Source organism: Acetobacter orleanensis, from assembly GCF_001581005.1.
Lineage (GTDB): Bacteria > Pseudomonadota > Alphaproteobacteria > Acetobacterales > Acetobacteraceae > Acetobacter > Acetobacter orleanensis.
Window position 1 is genome coordinate 256,443 of record NZ_LHZV01000067.1, and the last position, 15,995, is coordinate 272,437.

The window sequence follows — 15,995 nt, forward strand, 5'->3', positions numbered from 1 at the left end:
AAATTATATTAAACTTACGGGGAACAGAGTTTTTGATCCGTAATAACCTTGGATAGAGCCGTTGCCCCGTGTAAACTTGGAGCTTCTTCTCTGTTACAACAGAAGCCCTGTTTCCGGCCGTTGGTTTCTTTTGCGGATTGAAATTGAACGGTCTGAAAAAGCTGCTACTGTCCTCATTTGTTACCCGCAGGGCTGCCTTGCAGCTCTTGCTGTCCACTCTCTTTGTCAGGTGAAACGAGCCGCGCGCCCTATGGATGATCAGACCACGGACACACGATCCGATTCACCCTCGCCCCCCCGCACATCCAACCGGAAAAAACGTCTTATCTGGAGCGGCGTCGCGCTCGCAGGCGTTTGTGTGCTGGCCTTTGCCTTTCTGCGGCCGCATCACGCCACAAAAACGGGCAGGCATGCGGGTAACCACGCCGCAGCGGACAGCAATGGCGCCCAGCCCGTTGCCGTGCAGATCGTAAAAACCGGCACCATGCCAGTTGTGCTGACAGAACTTGGTACGGTTGTGCCGATCACCAACGTCACGGTGCAGACCCGCGTTGAAGGCTACCTGATGCAGGTGCTCTTTACGGAAGGACAGCACGTCCACGCCGGAGACCTTCTGGCCGTAATCGACCCCCGCCCGTATGAAGTACAGCTTGCCCAGTATGAAGGCCAGCTTGAGCGGGACAAGGCCCAGCTTGCGCAGGCGCGCGTGGATAACGCCCGGTATCAGCGCCTGATCAAACAGGATAGTATTGACGCCAAGACAGCGCGGGATCAGGAATTTCTGGTCCAGCAGTATGAAGGCACCGTCAAGTCCGATCAGGCTCTGGTGGACAACCAGAAACTCCAGTTGATTTACTGCCACATCACGGCACCAGTTGACGGACGCATTGGTATCCGCGCCGTGGATAAGGGAAACTACGTCACCGCCGGTCAGTCTGGCGGCCTTGCCGTGCTGACACAGATGCAGCCAATCTCCGTGATTTTCACCCTGCCGCAGGACCAGCTTCCGCAGGTAGCCGAACAGCTCCGCACCAAAGGCTCCCTGAAGGTTCAGGCGTGGGATAGCTCAAACAGCACCAAAATCGCGGAGGGCACCGTCAGCGCGCTGGACAGCCAGATTGATACGGCCACCGGCACCGTGCGCCTGCGTGCGATCTACCCCAATCAGGACGAGCATCTGTTCCCCAACCAGTTCGTCAATGCGCGTCTGCTGGTGAAGGATCTGGATGATGTCATTCTGGTGCCCTCCACCTCTCTCCAGACTGGCCCCTCCGGCCAGTTTGTCTATGTGGTCAAGGCCGACAACACGGTAGAAGTACGTCAGGTTAATATCGGCATTTCCGATGGCACCAACACCGTGGTGAAAACCGGCCTGAAAGCCGGAGACCGCGTGGTGACAGACGGGGTGGACCATCTGCGCGCGGGCAGCAAGGTCACCATTCCTGACATCAAGGCCGCAGAGACCGCTCCTGCTCCTGCCGGTACGCCTGCCCAGTGAACCCCTCCAGCCTCTTCATCCGCAGGCCTGTCGCCACGACACTCCTGATGCTCGCCATTCTGATGAGCGGGCTTCTGGGCTACCACTTCCTCCCGGTTTCGGCGCTCCCGCAGGTGGATTACCCCACCATTACGGTTGAAACTTTTTATCCGGGCGCCGGGCCGGATGTGATGGCAACCTCCGTCACCGCCCCGCTGGAAACCCAGTTTGGCGAGATGCCGGGGCTGGACCAGATGACGTCCCGCTCCTCCGGGGGCGCATCCGTCATTACCCTGCGCTTCAACCTGACCATGTCCATGGATGTGGCGGAGCAGGAAGTGCAGGCGGCCATCAATCAGGCCAGTTCTCTTCTGCCAACCGACCTGCCCGCCCCGCCGGTTTACGCCAAGGTCAACCCGGCGGACACCCCTGTGCTGACACTGGGCATTACGTCCTCCACCATCCCCCTGCCGGAAGTGGAAGACTATGTGGATACCCGTCTGGCCCAGAAAATCAGCCAGATTTCCGGTGTCGGTCTGGTCACGCTTTCAGGCGGCAACCGCAAAGCCATCCGTGTTCGCGTCAATATCCCCAAGCTGACGTCTTACGGGATTGATATGGATACGCTGCGCACCACCATCGGCAACGTCAACGTCAATTCCCCAACCGGCACGTTCGATGGCGCAACCCGTGCGGCCACGCTGCGGGTTGATGGGCAGATTACCAATGTGGATATGCTGCTCAATCAGGTCATTGCCTATCAGAACAGCGGCCCGGTCCGTATCCGGGACGTGGCGAGTGTGGTCATCGGCCCGGAAAACACCCAGCTTGCCGCGTGGTCCAACACCACCCCGGCCCTGATCATGAATGTGCAGCGCCAGCCGGGTGCCAATGTCATTGCCGTGGTGGACAATATTCAGGCGGCCCTCCCCCAGCTACGCAAGGCGCTGCCACCGGGTATTGATATCGTCCCGCTGACAGACCGCACCACCACCATCCGCGCTTCTGTCGCGGATGTGGAGTTTGAACTGTTTCTGGCGCTGGTGCTGGTTGTTGCCGTTATCTTTGTGTTCCTGCGCAATATTCCGGCCACCATCATCCCCAGCCTGTCCGTGCCGCTGTCCATTATTGGCACACTGGCCATCATGTATCTGCTTGGCTTCTCGCTGGACAATCTCTCGCTCATGGCCCTGACCATCGCCACCGGCTTTGTGGTGGATGATGCCATCGTGATGATCGAGAACATCTCCCGCTACGTGGAAGCGGGGGAAGACCGGATGTCCGCCTCCATCAAGGGGGCTGGAGAAATCGGCTTTACCATTATCTCGCTGACCATCTCGCTCATTGCCGTGCTGATCCCGCTGCTGTTCATGGGCGATGTGGTGGGCCGCCTGTTCCATGAATTCGCGCTGACGCTCTCCATTACCATCGTGCTGTCCGCCGTGGTGTCCCTGACGCTGGTGCCGATGATGTGCGCCCGTGTTCTCAGCGAACGCCCGCATGACGCCGCCAGCGCCACCACAGCCTTCCAGCGTTGGTCCGCCCGCATGGAAGTGGCGACGGAAAAGCTGATTGCCGGGTATGACCGCGCGCTGGATGTCGTGCTGGCGCACCGGGTTCTGACTCTGTTTGTCGCCTTCGGCACACTCGTGCTGACCGGCGTTCTGGCCCTGATTATCCCCAAAGGATTCTTCCCCCCGCAGGATACCGGCGTCATTCAGGGGATTTCCGTAGCATCTCAGGCTATCTCGTTTGACAGCATGAAGGAGCACCAGCAGGCGCTGGCCCGCGTGCTGCTGAAAGACCCGGATGTGGTCTCCCTCTCCTCCTTTGTGGGGGTGGACGGGCAGAACGCCACGCTGAATCAGGGCCGCTTCCTCATCAATCTCCGTCCGCATGATGATCGATCAGCTAACGCATTAGCCATTGCCCGGCGGCTTGAGCAGGAAACCTCTCAGGTTGCGGGTATCAAACTCTATATGCAGCCGGTTCAGGACCTCTCTCTGGATACGACCGTCACCGCAACGCAGTATCAGTTCCTACTGGAAAATCCGGACGGGGAAGCCTTTAACACGTGGATTCCTAAACTGCTGGACCGGCTGCGGCAGGAACCTGCTCTGGCCGATGTGACGTCCGACCTTCAGGCCGAAGGGCTGGTGGCGCATGTCACGCTGGATCGCACCACCGGGGCGCGCTACTCCATCACGCCGCAGACCATTGATAACGTGCTGTATGACTCCTTCGGCCAGCGGCAGATTTCCACCATCTATACCCAGTCCAACCAGTACCGCGTGATTCTGGAAGCCGACCCAGCCTTCCAGACCAATCTGGCGTCCCTCAACCAGATTTACCTGCCGGGCATTGGCGGCAATTCCGGGGAAAGCTCCTCCGGCCCCACTCGTTCCCCCACCTCCGGGCTGGTACCGCTGGCCGCCGTGACAAAAGTCACCAAAGGCAAGGCCCCGCTGCTCATCACGCATTTCGGGCAATTTCCCGCCACGACCATCTCTTTCAACCTGGCACCCGGCTACGCGCTGGGGGATGCCACCGCCGCCATCCGTAAAGTGGAGGAGGCGATCAAACTGCCGCCCTCCTTCCAGACGTCCTTTCAGGGCACGGCGGCAGCGTTTGAAGGGTCGCTAGGCAACGAGTTGTTCCTCGTCGCGGCGGCGTTGGTCGCGGTCTATATTGTGCTGGGTGTTCTGTATGAAAGCTTCATTCACCCGATCACCATTCTCTCCACCCTGCCCTCCGCCGCCATTGGCGCGCTGCTGACGCTGATTGTGGCCGGGGTGGATCTGGACGTGATGGGCATTATCGGCATCGTACTGCTGATCGGCATTGTGAAGAAAAACGCGATCATGATGATCGACTTCGCACTGGAGGCCGAGCGCGAGCACGGCATGGACTCCCTCCAGTCCATCCGTCAGGCCGCGACCCTGCGTTTTCGTCCTATTCTGATGACAACTCTGGCCGCCATGCTGGGCGCTGTGCCGATGGTTATTTCCAACGGCACGGGGTCTGAACTGCGTTATCCGCTGGGTCTGACCATTATCGGCGGTCTCGCACTCTCCCAGCTGCTCACGCTGTTTACCACGCCCGTTATTTATCTGACGCTGGATACATGGGCGCACCGTTGGAACACATGGCGGCACCGCAATGACCTGCCCCCCACGCAACCGCCGGTTGCCGGGCAGGTTCACTCGTGAATTTTAGCCGGATCTTCATTGACCGGCCTGTTGCCACCATTCTGCTGACCGTAGCGCTCCTGCTGGCTGGAGTGCTGGGATACAGCAGACTTCCGGTGTCAGACCTGCCGAATGTCGATTTTCCTGTCATTCAGGTCATGGCTCGGCAGGCTGGTGGCTCTCCATCGGAAATCGCCAGTACTGTTGCCGCTCCGCTGGAGCGGCATCTGGGGCAGATTGCGGACCTCACGGAAATGACGTCCCAGTCTTCCCAGAACGTCACGCGCATTACCCTGCAATTCGCACTCTCGCGTGACATCAACGGCGCTGCGCGGGATGTGGAAGCCGCCCTTCAGGCCGCCCACGCGGACCTGCCCTCCACTCTGCGACAAAATCCGTCCTATTCCAAAGCCAACCCCAACGGCGCTCCTATTCTTATTTTGGCGCTGACATCCGACACCCACACCCAGCCGCAACTCTATGATTACGCCACCAATGTTCTGCAACAGCAGCTTTCGCAGATTGACGGCGTGGGCGAGGTGGAAATCAGCGGGAGTGCGCTGCCTGCCGTGCGCGTGGAAATCAACCCGCATCCGCTCTACAAATACGGTATCAGTTTTGAAGATGTCCGGGCCGCCCTTGCCTCCGCCAACGCCCACACCCCCAAGGGCATTGTGGACCAGAACGGCCAGCGTTTTACGCTGGATACGAACGATCAGGCGCGCAGCGCGCAGGATTACCGGGACCTGCTGATTGCCTGGCGCAACAACCGTCCGGTACGGCTGTCAGACGTCGCTTATGTGCGGGACAGCGTGGAAGACCTCCGCAACGCGGGATATTACAACGGTTCACGTTCCGTCATTGCCGTCGTCTTTCCGCAGGCCGGAGCCAACACCATCAAGACGGTGGACCAGATCAACGCCAGAATGCCGCTCCTGCGGGCCGCCCTGCCCGGCGGGGTGGACCTGCATGTGGGGCTGGACCGGTCACTCACCATCCGGGCCTCTCTGGCGGATACGCAATACACCCTCATCATCTCCATCCTGCTGGTGGTGCTGGTCGTGCTGGCGTTCCTGCATTCCGTCAGGATGACGCTCATTCCCGCCGTGGTGGTGCCAACCTCCATCGTGGCGACGTTCGGCGTTATGGCCGCACTCGGCTATTCGCTGGACAATATGTCCCTCATGGCGTTGACCGTCTCCACCGGCTTTGTGGTGGATGACGCCATTGTGGTGGTGGAAAACATCGCCCGCTATATCGAGATGGGCTATTCCGCGCGGGACGCGGCCATCCGTGGCACCGGAGAAGTGGCCTTTACCGTCATCTCCATCTCTATTTCCCTGATTGCGGTGTTTCTCCCCATTCTGCTGCTGGGTGGGTTGGCGGGGCGGTTGTTCCATGAATTTGCGATGACCGTCTCCGTCACCATTCTGATCTCCATGGTGCTGTCCCTCACCCTCACCCCCATGATGGCCGCCCAGTTGCTCGCCCCCCACAAACCCGGCAAGACACCGAAAATCCTGCAACGCATGACGGCCTTTATCACCCTCACTCTCAACGGTTTACAGGCAGGCTATACCCGCACGCTTGACATAGCACTGACACACCGCAAACTGGTGCTGCTCAGCCTGCCGCTGACATTGGCGTTGATTGTCGCGCTGTTCATCCGCATGCCCAAAGGCTTCTTCCCCACCGAAGATACCGGCATGATGATGGGCCATCTGATGGGTGATCAGTCCATTTCCTTCACAGCTCTGACCCAGAAGCTGATGCAGGTTCAGAAAATCGTTCTGAAGGACAGGGACGTACAGAGCGTTTCCAGCTTTATCGGTGGCCGTGGCGCCAATCAGGCCAACCTGTTTTTGCAACTCAAAGACAAATCCCAGCGCACGGACACGCCGACGGATCTCATTGCCCGCATCACCCGCAGGATGGGCCATCTGGTCGGCGCGCAATTTTTCCTGATGCAGCCCGGCGCTGTCCGAGCCGGAGCGCGGCAGAGCAACGCCGCCTACCAATATACGCTGGAGGGAGAGTCCGCCTCAGAGCTCTATACATGGACCAGCAAGCTTCGGGCTGTCCTGCAACACCGCCCTGAGTTTACAGATCTCTCCTCCGATGTTCAGCAAGGCGGGTCCGCCATTGATGTCCAGATTGACCGGAGCACATCCGCGCGCGTGCAGATCACACCGCAGCTTCTCTCCAACACGCTCTATGACGCCTTCGGCCAGCGCTCGGCCTCCGTCATCTATAATATGCTCAACCAGTATCATGTGGTGATGGAAGCAGACCCGCAATACTGGTCCAGCCCGGATGCCCTCAATCAGGTGTGGATCAGTGTGTCAGGCGGGTCCGCTGGGGGTGGCACACGGTCCAACACCGTACGCGTGCGGCGTGGAACGTCCGGGCTGAATGCCTCGGGGAACAGCCAGTTTTCCACCCAGAGCAGCCAGTCCTTCAAAAACCAGATCGCCAACGCTCTGGCTGGCGGGGCCGCGGCCTCCAATGGGTCGGCGGTCAGCACGTCCTCCGAAACCATGGTCCCTCTGACACTGGTGTCGAAACTGGTTCCCGCCAGAACGCCTCTGTCCATCAACCATCAGGGCATGTCAGTCGCCACCACCATCTCCTTCAATCTGGCGAAAGGTGTCTCTCTGAGCACGGCGACGCAGGTGTTGCTGGCAACACAGGTGGCTTTGCATATGCCACCCACCATCCACGGCAATTTTGCGGGCAATGCCGCTCAGTTCCAGCAGGCCGTGAATGATGAACCGCTGCTGGTTCTGGCCGCTCTGGGCGCGGTCTATATTACGCTGGGTGTGCTGTATGAAAGCTATGTACATCCGCTCACCATTCTCTCCACCCTACCCTCCGCCGGGGTCGGCGCTCTGCTGGCGCTACAACTGGCGGGCGAGGAGTTTTCGCTCATCGCCATGATCGGCGTCATTCTGCTGATCGGCATCGTCAAGAAAAACGCCATCATGCTGGTGGATTTTGCGATTGACGCCGAGCGGACCCACAACCTCTCCTCACTTGAGGCTATCCGTACCGCCTGCCTGCTGCGGTTCCGCCCGATCATGATGACATCCGTTGCGGCGGCGCTTGGCGCGGCCCCCCTGATTGTTGCGAATGGGTACGGATCAGAGTTGCGCCGCCCGCTGGGAATTGCGATTGTGGGTGGTCTGATCGTCAGTCAGGCGCTCACCCTCTATACTACGCCTGTCATTTACCTCGTGCTGGATCGCCTACGCCTCCGCTTTGCAAGGCGGCACCCAAGTTCTCCCTACCTCACTCACAACCTGCAAGATACCTGATAGCCCGATGAAGCATTTCCCTCTCCGCCCGTCTTCGCGCCGCCTGAGTATCCTGCTGGCACCGCTGGTTCTGACAGGCTGCATGGTTGGCCCCAACTATAAGCGCCCGGCGGCCATTGTCTCCCCGCAGTTCAAGGAACTGCGCCCGGCACCCGGCTGGAACTACGCCAGACCCGCACTGGCGGAACTGCCCAAGGGCACGTGGTGGACCATTTATAATGACCCCATCCTGAACGGACTGGAAACACAGGTCGCGCTGAACAACCAGAACGTGCTGGAATATGATGCCCGCTACCGCAACGCCCGCGCGACCATCAATTCCGTCCGGGCCCAGCTTTACCCCACGCTGAGCGGCTCGCTCTCCTTCAACAGGCAGAGTTCGGGGCGCGGCTCCCGTTCTTCGGGCACCATCATCAATTACGGTGATTCCTCCCTTTCAGCATCCCGCCCGTCCAACACCACGGAAAACACCTATGGCATGGGGCCGACCGCCTCGTGGGATCTGGACCTATGGGGCAAAATCCGCCGCCAGATTCAGGCGCAGGTGACAGAGGCTCAGGCCAGCGCGGCCGACCTCGCCAATGCCCGCCTGTCCTATCAGGCCCAGTTGGCCACAGCGTATTTCAACATGCGCTATCAGGACAGCCTGCATGACCTGCTGGAACGGAACGTGAAGTTCTATGAACGCTCCTACCAGATCACCAAAAACCAGTATGACGCCGGGACAGCCACCCCCACCACCCTGCTGCAAGCCCAGACGCAGTTGGAACAGACCCGCGCCCAGTCCACGGCCACGCAGGCCGCCCGCGCCCAGTATGAGCACGCCATTGCCATCCTAATCGGCAAGCCTCCGGCGGAAGTCTCCATCGCCCCCGGCGCGCTCCCCCGCAGCATTCCGGCCATTCCGGTCACCGTTCCGGCAGACCTGCTGCAACGTCGCCCGGACGTGGCCGCAGCCGAACGCCGGATGGAAGAATATAACGCCCAGATTGGCGCAGCCATTGCTGCGTTCTATCCGGACGTCAAACTTCAGGCCTCCTATTCCTATAGCGGGGACCCGGTGGGGACACTGGTGCAGGTGGCCAACCGGATCTGGTCCCTTGGCGCTTCGGCCACAGAAACCCTGTTCTCCGGTGGCAGCCGCACCGCCGCCGTGCATGAAGCCAACGCCAATTATGACTATTACGTCGCGACCTACCGTCAGGCGGTGCTGACCGCCCTGCAAGGCGTGGAAGATCAGTTAGCCAATCTGCGCGTTCTGGCCCAGCAGGCTGAGCAGCAGAATGTCGCCGTCAAGGCGTCCAACCGGGCCGTAACGGTTGCGCTCAACCAGTATATGGCGGGCACGGAAATTTATACGACTGTTATCACGTCTGAAGTAACAGCCCTTTCCAATGCTGAAACCGCGCTACAAATTCAGCAAAGCCGGATGCTGGACTCTGTGACGTTAATTGAAAATCTGGGCGGCGGCTGGAATGCCTCCGAACTGCCGAGCAAGAACTCCATGCAGACTGATAATCCGTTCCTACCGTCCTTTATCCAAAAAGACAAAAACTGATTTTTCTGGTTTTATCTTGATTTCGCAATAAAGTCCTTGCTGTTTGCAGCAGGGACTTTTTTTATGGGCCTATACCGCGCACGGACACAATTTGCGGTCTCACAGCTGGCTTTACCCAGCACCTTGCTGGCGCTCTCCCTGCTGTCGTCGCCTTGCAGTCCGGCTGCCCCCTTGTCGTCAGACTTCAGAATGCAGACTGTTCTCTCGCCAACTGTTCTCTCGCCTCAGGCACTTTCCCTTCAGGCACCGCCAGACCCAACCTCGCCTCACATTCCTTCGTGGTTTTCAGAAGATTTCACCATCCATGGCAAACGTCATCTGTCTGCCCTCCCGCCAACTGAAAAATCTTTCATGACGCGTTACGAAGACGGCCACAGCGAGGGCGACATCCGCTTATGGAAAGGCCTGTCCATCCACGTACAATTTGGTGAAGATACCAGACATGACCCTGTGTCCGGAGCTTTTATCGCGCCCTTTGGAGAAGCCTACCGCCTCAGCAGTCCTCTTCGACAACGGTAATTTCTCCAACACCAGAGCTTTATGCCAACACGAACAGCCCTTTTCAAAGCCTCAGCCCAAACATAAAAAAGCCCCTCTCTTTTCAGAGAAGGGCTTTTTCAAAGAACGCGGATGAAACCTTTTATGACGTAAGTGACTTTCCTGCCATCACAGCAAGAACCAGAAACACCACAAACAGAACAATCGCGATAAAGAATAGAATTTTCGCCATTCCGGCAGCCGCAGCAGAAATGCCACCAAAGCCAAACAGACCGGCGATAATGGAAATTACCAGAAAGAAGAGCGCCATTTTCAACATGTGCGTATATCCTTTGCCTTTTTAAACTAGTGTTTCAGCCTATATTTTGAAATCAGGAGTTACGGGCAATCAGCGCACCCACAAAAAAACCAAACAACCCGGCGACTGCCGTGGCAATAACCGGCTGGTCCGCAACGCAGTCCCGCACAGCATCAAGCGCAACACAGCTTTTACTACAGGCTTTTCCGTCTACCTGATCAGCTGCCTTGTTTAACAGATTTTCCGCACTGTCCTGAACGCGGCCAATGCCGTCCTCCAGCTTATGCTCGACCGTTTTTTTGTCGCTCATGCGCACCTCCCCCTTCTCTTAACTCCTCATAACGCACTCCTGCCGCGAGAGATGCGTCAGAATGACACGTTCTCATAAAAAAATTTAACGTCTCAAGAAGGCTCTTACGGCGCGTCACTCAAAGCCGGCTTTCCGGCAATCATGCCGCGCAGCCGGGCGGCATACGCTCTGAACTCTAATGAATCCGGTGCCTTATGCTCCGCGCCAATGCTGAGTTCTCCCACAATCTCTGCCGGAGAGCCTGAAAGCACAAGAATGCGGGTGGCCAGCTTCAACGCTTCCTCAATATCGTGCGTGACAAACAGCACCGTCTTGTGCGTCTGCTGCCATATCCGCAGCAGTTCATCTTGCAAGCTCTCGCGGGTAATCGGGTCAAGCGCGCCGAAAGGTTCATCCATCAGCAGCAGGTCCGGATCAACCGTCAGCGCCCGCGCCACACCCACACGCTGCCTTTGCCCACCGGAGAGTTGCTTGGGCCAGCGATCCGCCGCCTCTTCCAACCCAACCAACCGCAAGGCCGCCAGAGCCCGCTCTCGCTTTTCATGCTTGCTCAGCCCCAGTCCTTCCAGACCAAAGGCAACATTACGCAGGACAGAGCGCCATGGCATCAGGCGCGGATCCTGAAAAACCAGCGCCTGCGCACGGCGCTTTGTGCCGGAAGCCCCTGCCTGCCACGCATCTGCATCCCCTTCCCCGTGCACAGGGCCTCTCACCACGCCTTCAGACGGCTTGCTCAGCCCCATCAGCACCCGCAGCACTGTGGATTTCCCCACCCCTGATGGCCCGAGGAGAGCAACAAACTCGCCTTTGTGCAAAGTCAGGCTGACGTGACGGAAGATGAACGTCCTTCCCCCATCATGAGAAAGCCCGACATCTTCCAGCCGGGCCAGCGGTGCTGCGTCCCTCATGCCTGCCACCGCAAGACGTGCAAACGCACAAAGCCGAAAAGAAAATCCGTCACGGCATAGAGGAGCGCCATGGTTAGCATATAAACCACCACCACATCGGTCGCCAGAAGACTGGAGGCCTGCATCATCCGTGCGCCAATACCCGGCACCCCGAAGAGTTCAGCCGCCACAACAGACATCCACCCCTGTCCAAGCCCGGTTCTGAGGCCCGCCATCACACCCGGAGCAGACGCTGGCAGCACGATTTTGACCAGACGCCCCATAAAACGACCGTGCCCAAAGGCGGAAGCCAGTTCATATAAGTCCGGATCCACGCTCCGCACGGCGGCATAAGCCGCGTAAAAATTGATCCAGAATACAGAAATCGCAATCACAAAGGTCGCGCCGGACGTGTTCAAACCGAACCATAAAATCGCAAACGGCACCCAAGCCAGCCCCGGCACAGGCCGCAACAGATGCACTATGCCAGACAGAAAAGCGTCCAGCACAGGCACCATGCCACACAGCAGACCGGCCAGAACGCCCAGCACTGAACCGAACAGCAGCCCCAGCGCGTAGTGGCTCAGACTGTCCAGAATGGCCTGTTGCCAGAACCCACCATGTACTTCATCCACCCATGCCTGCCACAGACTGGTCGGGGCGGGTACCATTCCTGAGGGTAACAGGCCGGAACAGACGGCGACTTCCCAGCTTCCAAAAAAAACCAGAAGACCAAGAACCGACAACCCGACCCGCTGCTGCCGGGAAAGAGCAGCCTTCATGGTTTGATCTGCTGCCACAAGTCCAGATCAAACAGCTCTTCAACCGGTTGTGCCTTGCGCAGAAGTCCCTGCTCGACCTCAAAATCCTGCAACTGGCGCACACCACCCACAATACGTGTCGGGTCGCTTACAAAACGGGATGCTGAGCCTTCCAGCGCTTTCTTCATGACATCTTCACTCAGGATACCGCCACCCAGTGCTTTGGTTACAAAAGGAACGGCATCGTCAGAGTGCGTCGCCAGCAACGTGGTCGCCCGCACAAACAGACTGCCAAGCGTTTTGGCCCACTCTTGCCTCTCCGGCGCGCCCGGATTGACGATAGCCAGCACTGAACCCGGCTGATCAGGCAACAGATCGTGCCCGCTGGCGAGTGTTCTGACATCTTTCAGGCGGCTACGCACGACCGTCAGAGCCGGTTCTCTCAGGACGGCCGCATCAACTGCGCCAGCTAGAAAAGCTTGCTGCGCTGCATCAATATCCACACCAACAATAGTAACGGCAGACGCCACGGGATTAACCCCTTCCCGCTTTTGCAGCCAGAACCGCAGCAGACTATCAGGCACAGACCCGGGAGGCTGGGCTGCAATCCGCAGCAGGCGAGACTGCGCCTGTCTGAACTTTTCAAGCACGCTTTTCAGAGCCTCCGCCGACAGGCCGCCTTCTGCTCCCGCCGGGAGTGCAGCACTTAAAGCGCCACGAGACACAACCTCAAGTTCCTCAACAGAGGCTGCCGTCACAACTTTAACATCCGCACCGTGCGCCCGCGCTTGCAGGAGCGGCAGAACGCCCGCCACGTAAGCGTCAATCCGGCCGGAGACCAGCGCCTGTATCGCCTGTGGCCCGGAGGTAAAGCGCACAAGAGTCAGGTCCAGCCCAGCATCCTTCGCCCAGCCTTTTCCGTCCAGAACAAACAATGCGGAAGAACCCAGCACCGGAATGTAGCCAATCCGCACCGGCGTACCAGCCTGCGCCACACCACTCAGCACAGAGAGGGCCAGCACAGCTAAAACCATCACTCGGGAAAAGAACCGTTTCATTTTACCACCACGCTAAGCAGAAGCGTTTAATACCATACTTAGTAGTGTTAAAATTCTATATCCTGTCAACATCGCTTTTTAATCGTATTTACGTCACTTGTGAATTTCGCGATTATTTTTCGTGATTAAAAAATGGAATATTTGCAGTGGAATTGCTCCCACAGCAGCACGCTGGGGCTCCCGACATCCCGGATTTATTGATTCTTGGCCATATGCATTGCTGCCGCTCGATCCGAGCCAGCGCAGCAAGTTGCCACCCTTTCTACGAAATACGGCTTTTCCAGCTATATAGCTGCTGGGTTACCATGCTCTCTTCATGCGGCGACGACATGGAATCAAAGACGCCTCGCCTCGTTAAAGGAACTTCGCGCCACGAGCTTATGGAAGCCTTGCAGCACGGCTCGGAAAGACCGAAAAAATTCTTGCTTGATTCATCGTCAGCTTTCTGACGACACAGGCAGATCTTGCGACCTCCCCAATACAGCCAAAAGGACGGAGCAAAACTCAACATCCAAGCTGATAAAACATCCACTAAGGTGTGAACGCCTCTGCCAGAAAGGCAGAAGAGGCCGACATGCAAGCGTCGGCCTCTTTACTCAAAATCTGGAAGCCTTAGGCTGCCAGATCGTGAGCTTCCGTCACTTCCGGGCGAGGGCCGCTATCCTGACCCTTCGCGCTGATATCGCGGTCGACCAGTTCGATCACAGCCATATCAGCAGCATCGCCATAGCGCACGCCAGCGCGCATCACGCGGGAATACCCACCGGTGCGGCCTTTGTAACGGTCAGCAACCGCAGAGAACAGTTTCTTCACGATCACTTCGTCACGCAGCATGGCATAAGCCTGACGACGAGCGTGCAGATCACCCCGTTTGCCCAGCGTAATCAGCTTTTCGACGACGGGACGCAGTTCCTTCGCCTTGGGCAGAGTGGTCGTGATCTGCTCGTGTTTGATGAGAGCAACGGCCATGTTGCGAAACATTGCCGCGCGGTGAGAAGAGGTTACGCCGAGCTTTCTGCCGGCCATCCGGTGACGCATAGTTCAGTTCCTAGTCAATGAGATATGGACTTAGAACGGCTCATCAAGCCGCTTTGCCAGATCTTCGATATTTTCCGGCGGCCATGCCGGCACATTCATACCCAGCGAAAGCCCCATGGAGGTCAGGACTTCCTTAATCTCGTTCAGAGACTTACGTCCAAAGTTCGGAGTGCGCAGCATTTCCTGCTCGCTCTTCTGGACCAGATCCCCGATGTAGATGATGTTGTCGTTCTTCAGGCAGTTTGCGCTACGAACAGACAGTTCAAGCTCATCAACCTTACGGAGCAGGTTCCGGTTGAAGGGCAGATCATCCTGCGGTTCTTCAGCCTGAACCGGACGCGGCTCGTCAAAGTTAATGAACAACTGCAACTGATCCTGAAGGATTCGTGCAGCAAGAGCAACAGCATCTTCCGGCGTGATGGCGCCGTTCGTTTCCACCGTCAGCAGCAGCTTGTCAAAGTCAGTCACCTGCCCAACACGGGTCGGCTCCACTTTGTAAGAGACGCGCTTGACGGGAGAATAGATGGCGTCAACCGGAATAAGACCAATCGGCGCGTCTTCCGGGCGGTTCGCAGCGGCAGGGACATACCCTTTGCCCATGTTTACCACAAATTCCATGCCCAGCTTCACACCGTCATCCAGTGTGCACAGCACCAGATCAGGATTCATGACTTCAATGTCATGCCCTGTCTGGATCTGGCCAGCACGCACTTCACCGGGGCCAGTCGCCGTCAGCACCATGCGCTTCGGCCCTTCACCATGCATACGCAGCGCGAGCTGTTTGATGTTCAGGACAATGTCCGTCACATCTTCCCGCACACCAGCAACGGAAGAGAATTCATGCAGGACGCCGTCAATCTGCACGGCCGTAACAGCAGCCCCCTGCAGGGAAGACAACAGCACACGACGCAGGGCGTTTCCCAGTGTCATACCAAAACCGCGTTCCAGCGGTTCTGCCACAACTGTCGCAATACGTGTCGGTTCCACACCGGATTCGACTTCAAGCTTTTCGGGCTTGATCAGAGATTGCCAGTTTTTCTGAAGGACCAAGGTACCGGCCTTTCAATATGAAAAAACACTGCGGATCGCAGCGATTTCTCCGAAAATTAACAGAACAGCGAAAAGACGGCGGCTACTATACCGTAGCCGCACAGCCTTAATGCTTAGACGCGACGACGCTTACGAGGGCGGCAGCCGTTGTGCGGCACCGGCGTCATGTCACGGATAGAGGTAATGGAAAAACCGACAGCCTGCAGAGCGCGCAGGGCGCTTTCACGCCCTGACCCGGGACCGGATACTTCGATTTCCAGCGTTTCCATGCCGTGTTCACGGGCCTTACGGCCTGCATCTTCAGCAGCAACCTGCGCCGCATACGGCGTAGACTTACGGGAGCCTTTGAAGCCCTGAGCACCAGCGGAAGACCAGGAGATAGCATTCCCCTGCGCATCAGAGATGGTGATCATGGTGTTGTTAAACGTGGACAGAACATGTGCCACGCCAGAAATAATGTTCTTGCGCTCTTTTTTACGAATACGCGGTGTAGCGGCTTTCGCCATTGTTTTCCTACCTCAGTCCCTGCCCAGAAGCCCGCAAAAGCCGTCCGGAAAT

12 protein-coding genes are annotated in these 15,995 nt (G+C 57.9%); 4 read left to right on the forward strand and 8 right to left on the reverse strand.

Annotated elements, in window-relative coordinates; all coding sequences use genetic code 11:
• Nucleotides 1-250: 250 nt before the first annotated feature.
• Genes AD949_RS13010 through AD949_RS13025 form a run of 4 tightly spaced genes read left to right on the forward strand, consistent with a single transcriptional unit; the run spans nt 251 to nt 9,537 of the window.
• On the forward strand, nt 251-1,498 hold the full coding sequence (locus AD949_RS13010; protein ID WP_048834715.1) for an MdtA/MuxA family multidrug efflux RND transporter periplasmic adaptor subunit: 1,248 nt from the start codon (nt 251-253) through the stop codon (nt 1,496-1,498).
• Nucleotides 1,495-4,686, forward strand: coding sequence for an efflux RND transporter permease subunit (locus AD949_RS13015; RefSeq protein ID WP_048834625.1), 3,192 nt, complete (start codon nt 1,495-1,497; stop codon nt 4,684-4,686). The genes AD949_RS13010 and AD949_RS13015 overlap by 4 nt, the downstream gene beginning before the upstream one ends.
• Nucleotides 4,683-7,979, forward strand: a complete 3,297-nt coding sequence (locus AD949_RS13020; RefSeq protein ID WP_048834624.1) for an efflux RND transporter permease subunit — start codon at nt 4,683-4,685, stop codon at nt 7,977-7,979. Before AD949_RS13015 ends, AD949_RS13020 begins: the two co-directional genes overlap by 4 nt.
• A gap of 7 nt (nt 7,980-7,986) precedes the next feature.
• On the forward strand, nt 7,987-9,537 hold the full coding sequence (locus AD949_RS13025; RefSeq protein WP_048834623.1) for an efflux transporter outer membrane subunit: 1,551 nt from the start codon (nt 7,987-7,989) through the stop codon (nt 9,535-9,537).
• A gap of 640 nt (nt 9,538-10,177) precedes the next feature.
• Here AD949_RS13025 and AD949_RS13890 read toward each other — a convergent pair.
• The 8 genes from AD949_RS13890 to rpsK form a co-directional block, all read right to left on the reverse strand.
• Nucleotides 10,178-10,354 carry a DUF1328 domain-containing protein gene (locus AD949_RS13890; RefSeq protein ID WP_048834622.1) on the reverse strand — a complete coding sequence of 59 codons (177 nt, stop codon included), beginning with the start codon at nt 10,352-10,354 and terminating at the stop codon, nt 10,178-10,180.
• 52 nt (nt 10,355-10,406) lie between these two features.
• Nucleotides 10,407-10,643 (reverse strand): hypothetical protein, encoded by a 237-nt coding sequence (locus AD949_RS13030; protein WP_048834621.1) that lies wholly within the window; start codon nt 10,641-10,643, stop codon nt 10,407-10,409.
• A 104-nt stretch (nt 10,644-10,747) separates the two neighbouring features.
• Entirely contained in the window at nt 10,748-11,560 is an 813-nt protein-coding gene (locus AD949_RS13035; RefSeq protein WP_371277350.1) for an ABC transporter ATP-binding protein, read from the reverse strand.
• Entirely contained in the window at nt 11,548-12,312 is a 765-nt protein-coding gene (locus tag AD949_RS13040; RefSeq protein WP_048834619.1) for an ABC transporter permease, read from the reverse strand. Before AD949_RS13040 ends, AD949_RS13035 begins: the two co-directional genes overlap by 13 nt.
• Complete coding sequence (locus AD949_RS13045; RefSeq protein WP_244463270.1) at nt 12,309-13,325, reverse strand: ABC transporter substrate-binding protein; 1,017 nt, start codon at nt 13,323-13,325, stop codon at nt 12,309-12,311. Before AD949_RS13045 ends, AD949_RS13040 begins: the two co-directional genes overlap by 4 nt.
• Nucleotides 13,326-13,961: 636 nt before the next feature.
• Nucleotides 13,962-14,387 (reverse strand): 50S ribosomal protein L17, encoded by a 426-nt coding sequence (gene rplQ, locus AD949_RS13050; RefSeq protein ID WP_048834617.1) that lies wholly within the window; start codon nt 14,385-14,387, stop codon nt 13,962-13,964.
• 30 nt (nt 14,388-14,417) lie between these two features.
• Complete coding sequence (locus tag AD949_RS13055; RefSeq protein WP_048834616.1) at nt 14,418-15,437, reverse strand: DNA-directed RNA polymerase subunit alpha; 1,020 nt, start codon at nt 15,435-15,437, stop codon at nt 14,418-14,420.
• A 113-nt stretch (nt 15,438-15,550) separates the two neighbouring features.
• Nucleotides 15,551-15,943 (reverse strand): 30S ribosomal protein S11, encoded by a 393-nt coding sequence (gene rpsK, locus AD949_RS13060; RefSeq protein WP_006557780.1) that lies wholly within the window; start codon nt 15,941-15,943, stop codon nt 15,551-15,553.
• Between the last annotated feature and the right edge of the window lie 52 nt (nt 15,944-15,995).

Bases quoted from the DNA above. Each gene is read 5' to 3' on its own strand.
- AD949_RS13045 (WP_244463270.1), bottom strand. From the start codon at position 13,325: ATGGTTTTAGCTGTGCTGGCCCTCTCTGTGCTGAGTGGTGTGGCGCAG.
- AD949_RS13025 (WP_048834623.1), top strand. From the start codon at position 7,987: ATGAAGCATTTCCCTCTCCGCCCGTCTTCGCGCCGCCTGAGTATCCTG.
- AD949_RS13890 (WP_048834622.1), bottom strand. From the start codon at position 10,354: ATGTTGAAAATGGCGCTCTTCTTTCTGGTAATTTCCATTATCGCCGGT.
- AD949_RS13030 (WP_048834621.1), bottom strand. From the start codon at position 10,643: ATGAGCGACAAAAAAACGGTCGAGCATAAGCTGGAGGACGGCATTGGC.
- AD949_RS13010 (WP_048834715.1), top strand. From the start codon at position 251: ATGGATGATCAGACCACGGACACACGATCCGATTCACCCTCGCCCCCC.
- AD949_RS13040 (WP_048834619.1), bottom strand. From the start codon at position 12,312: ATGAAGGCTGCTCTTTCCCGGCAGCAGCGGGTCGGGTTGTCGGTTCTT.
- rpsK (WP_006557780.1), bottom strand. From the start codon at position 15,943: ATGGCGAAAGCCGCTACACCGCGTATTCGTAAAAAAGAGCGCAAGAAC.
- rplQ (WP_048834617.1), bottom strand. From the start codon at position 14,387: ATGCGTCACCGGATGGCCGGCAGAAAGCTCGGCGTAACCTCTTCTCAC.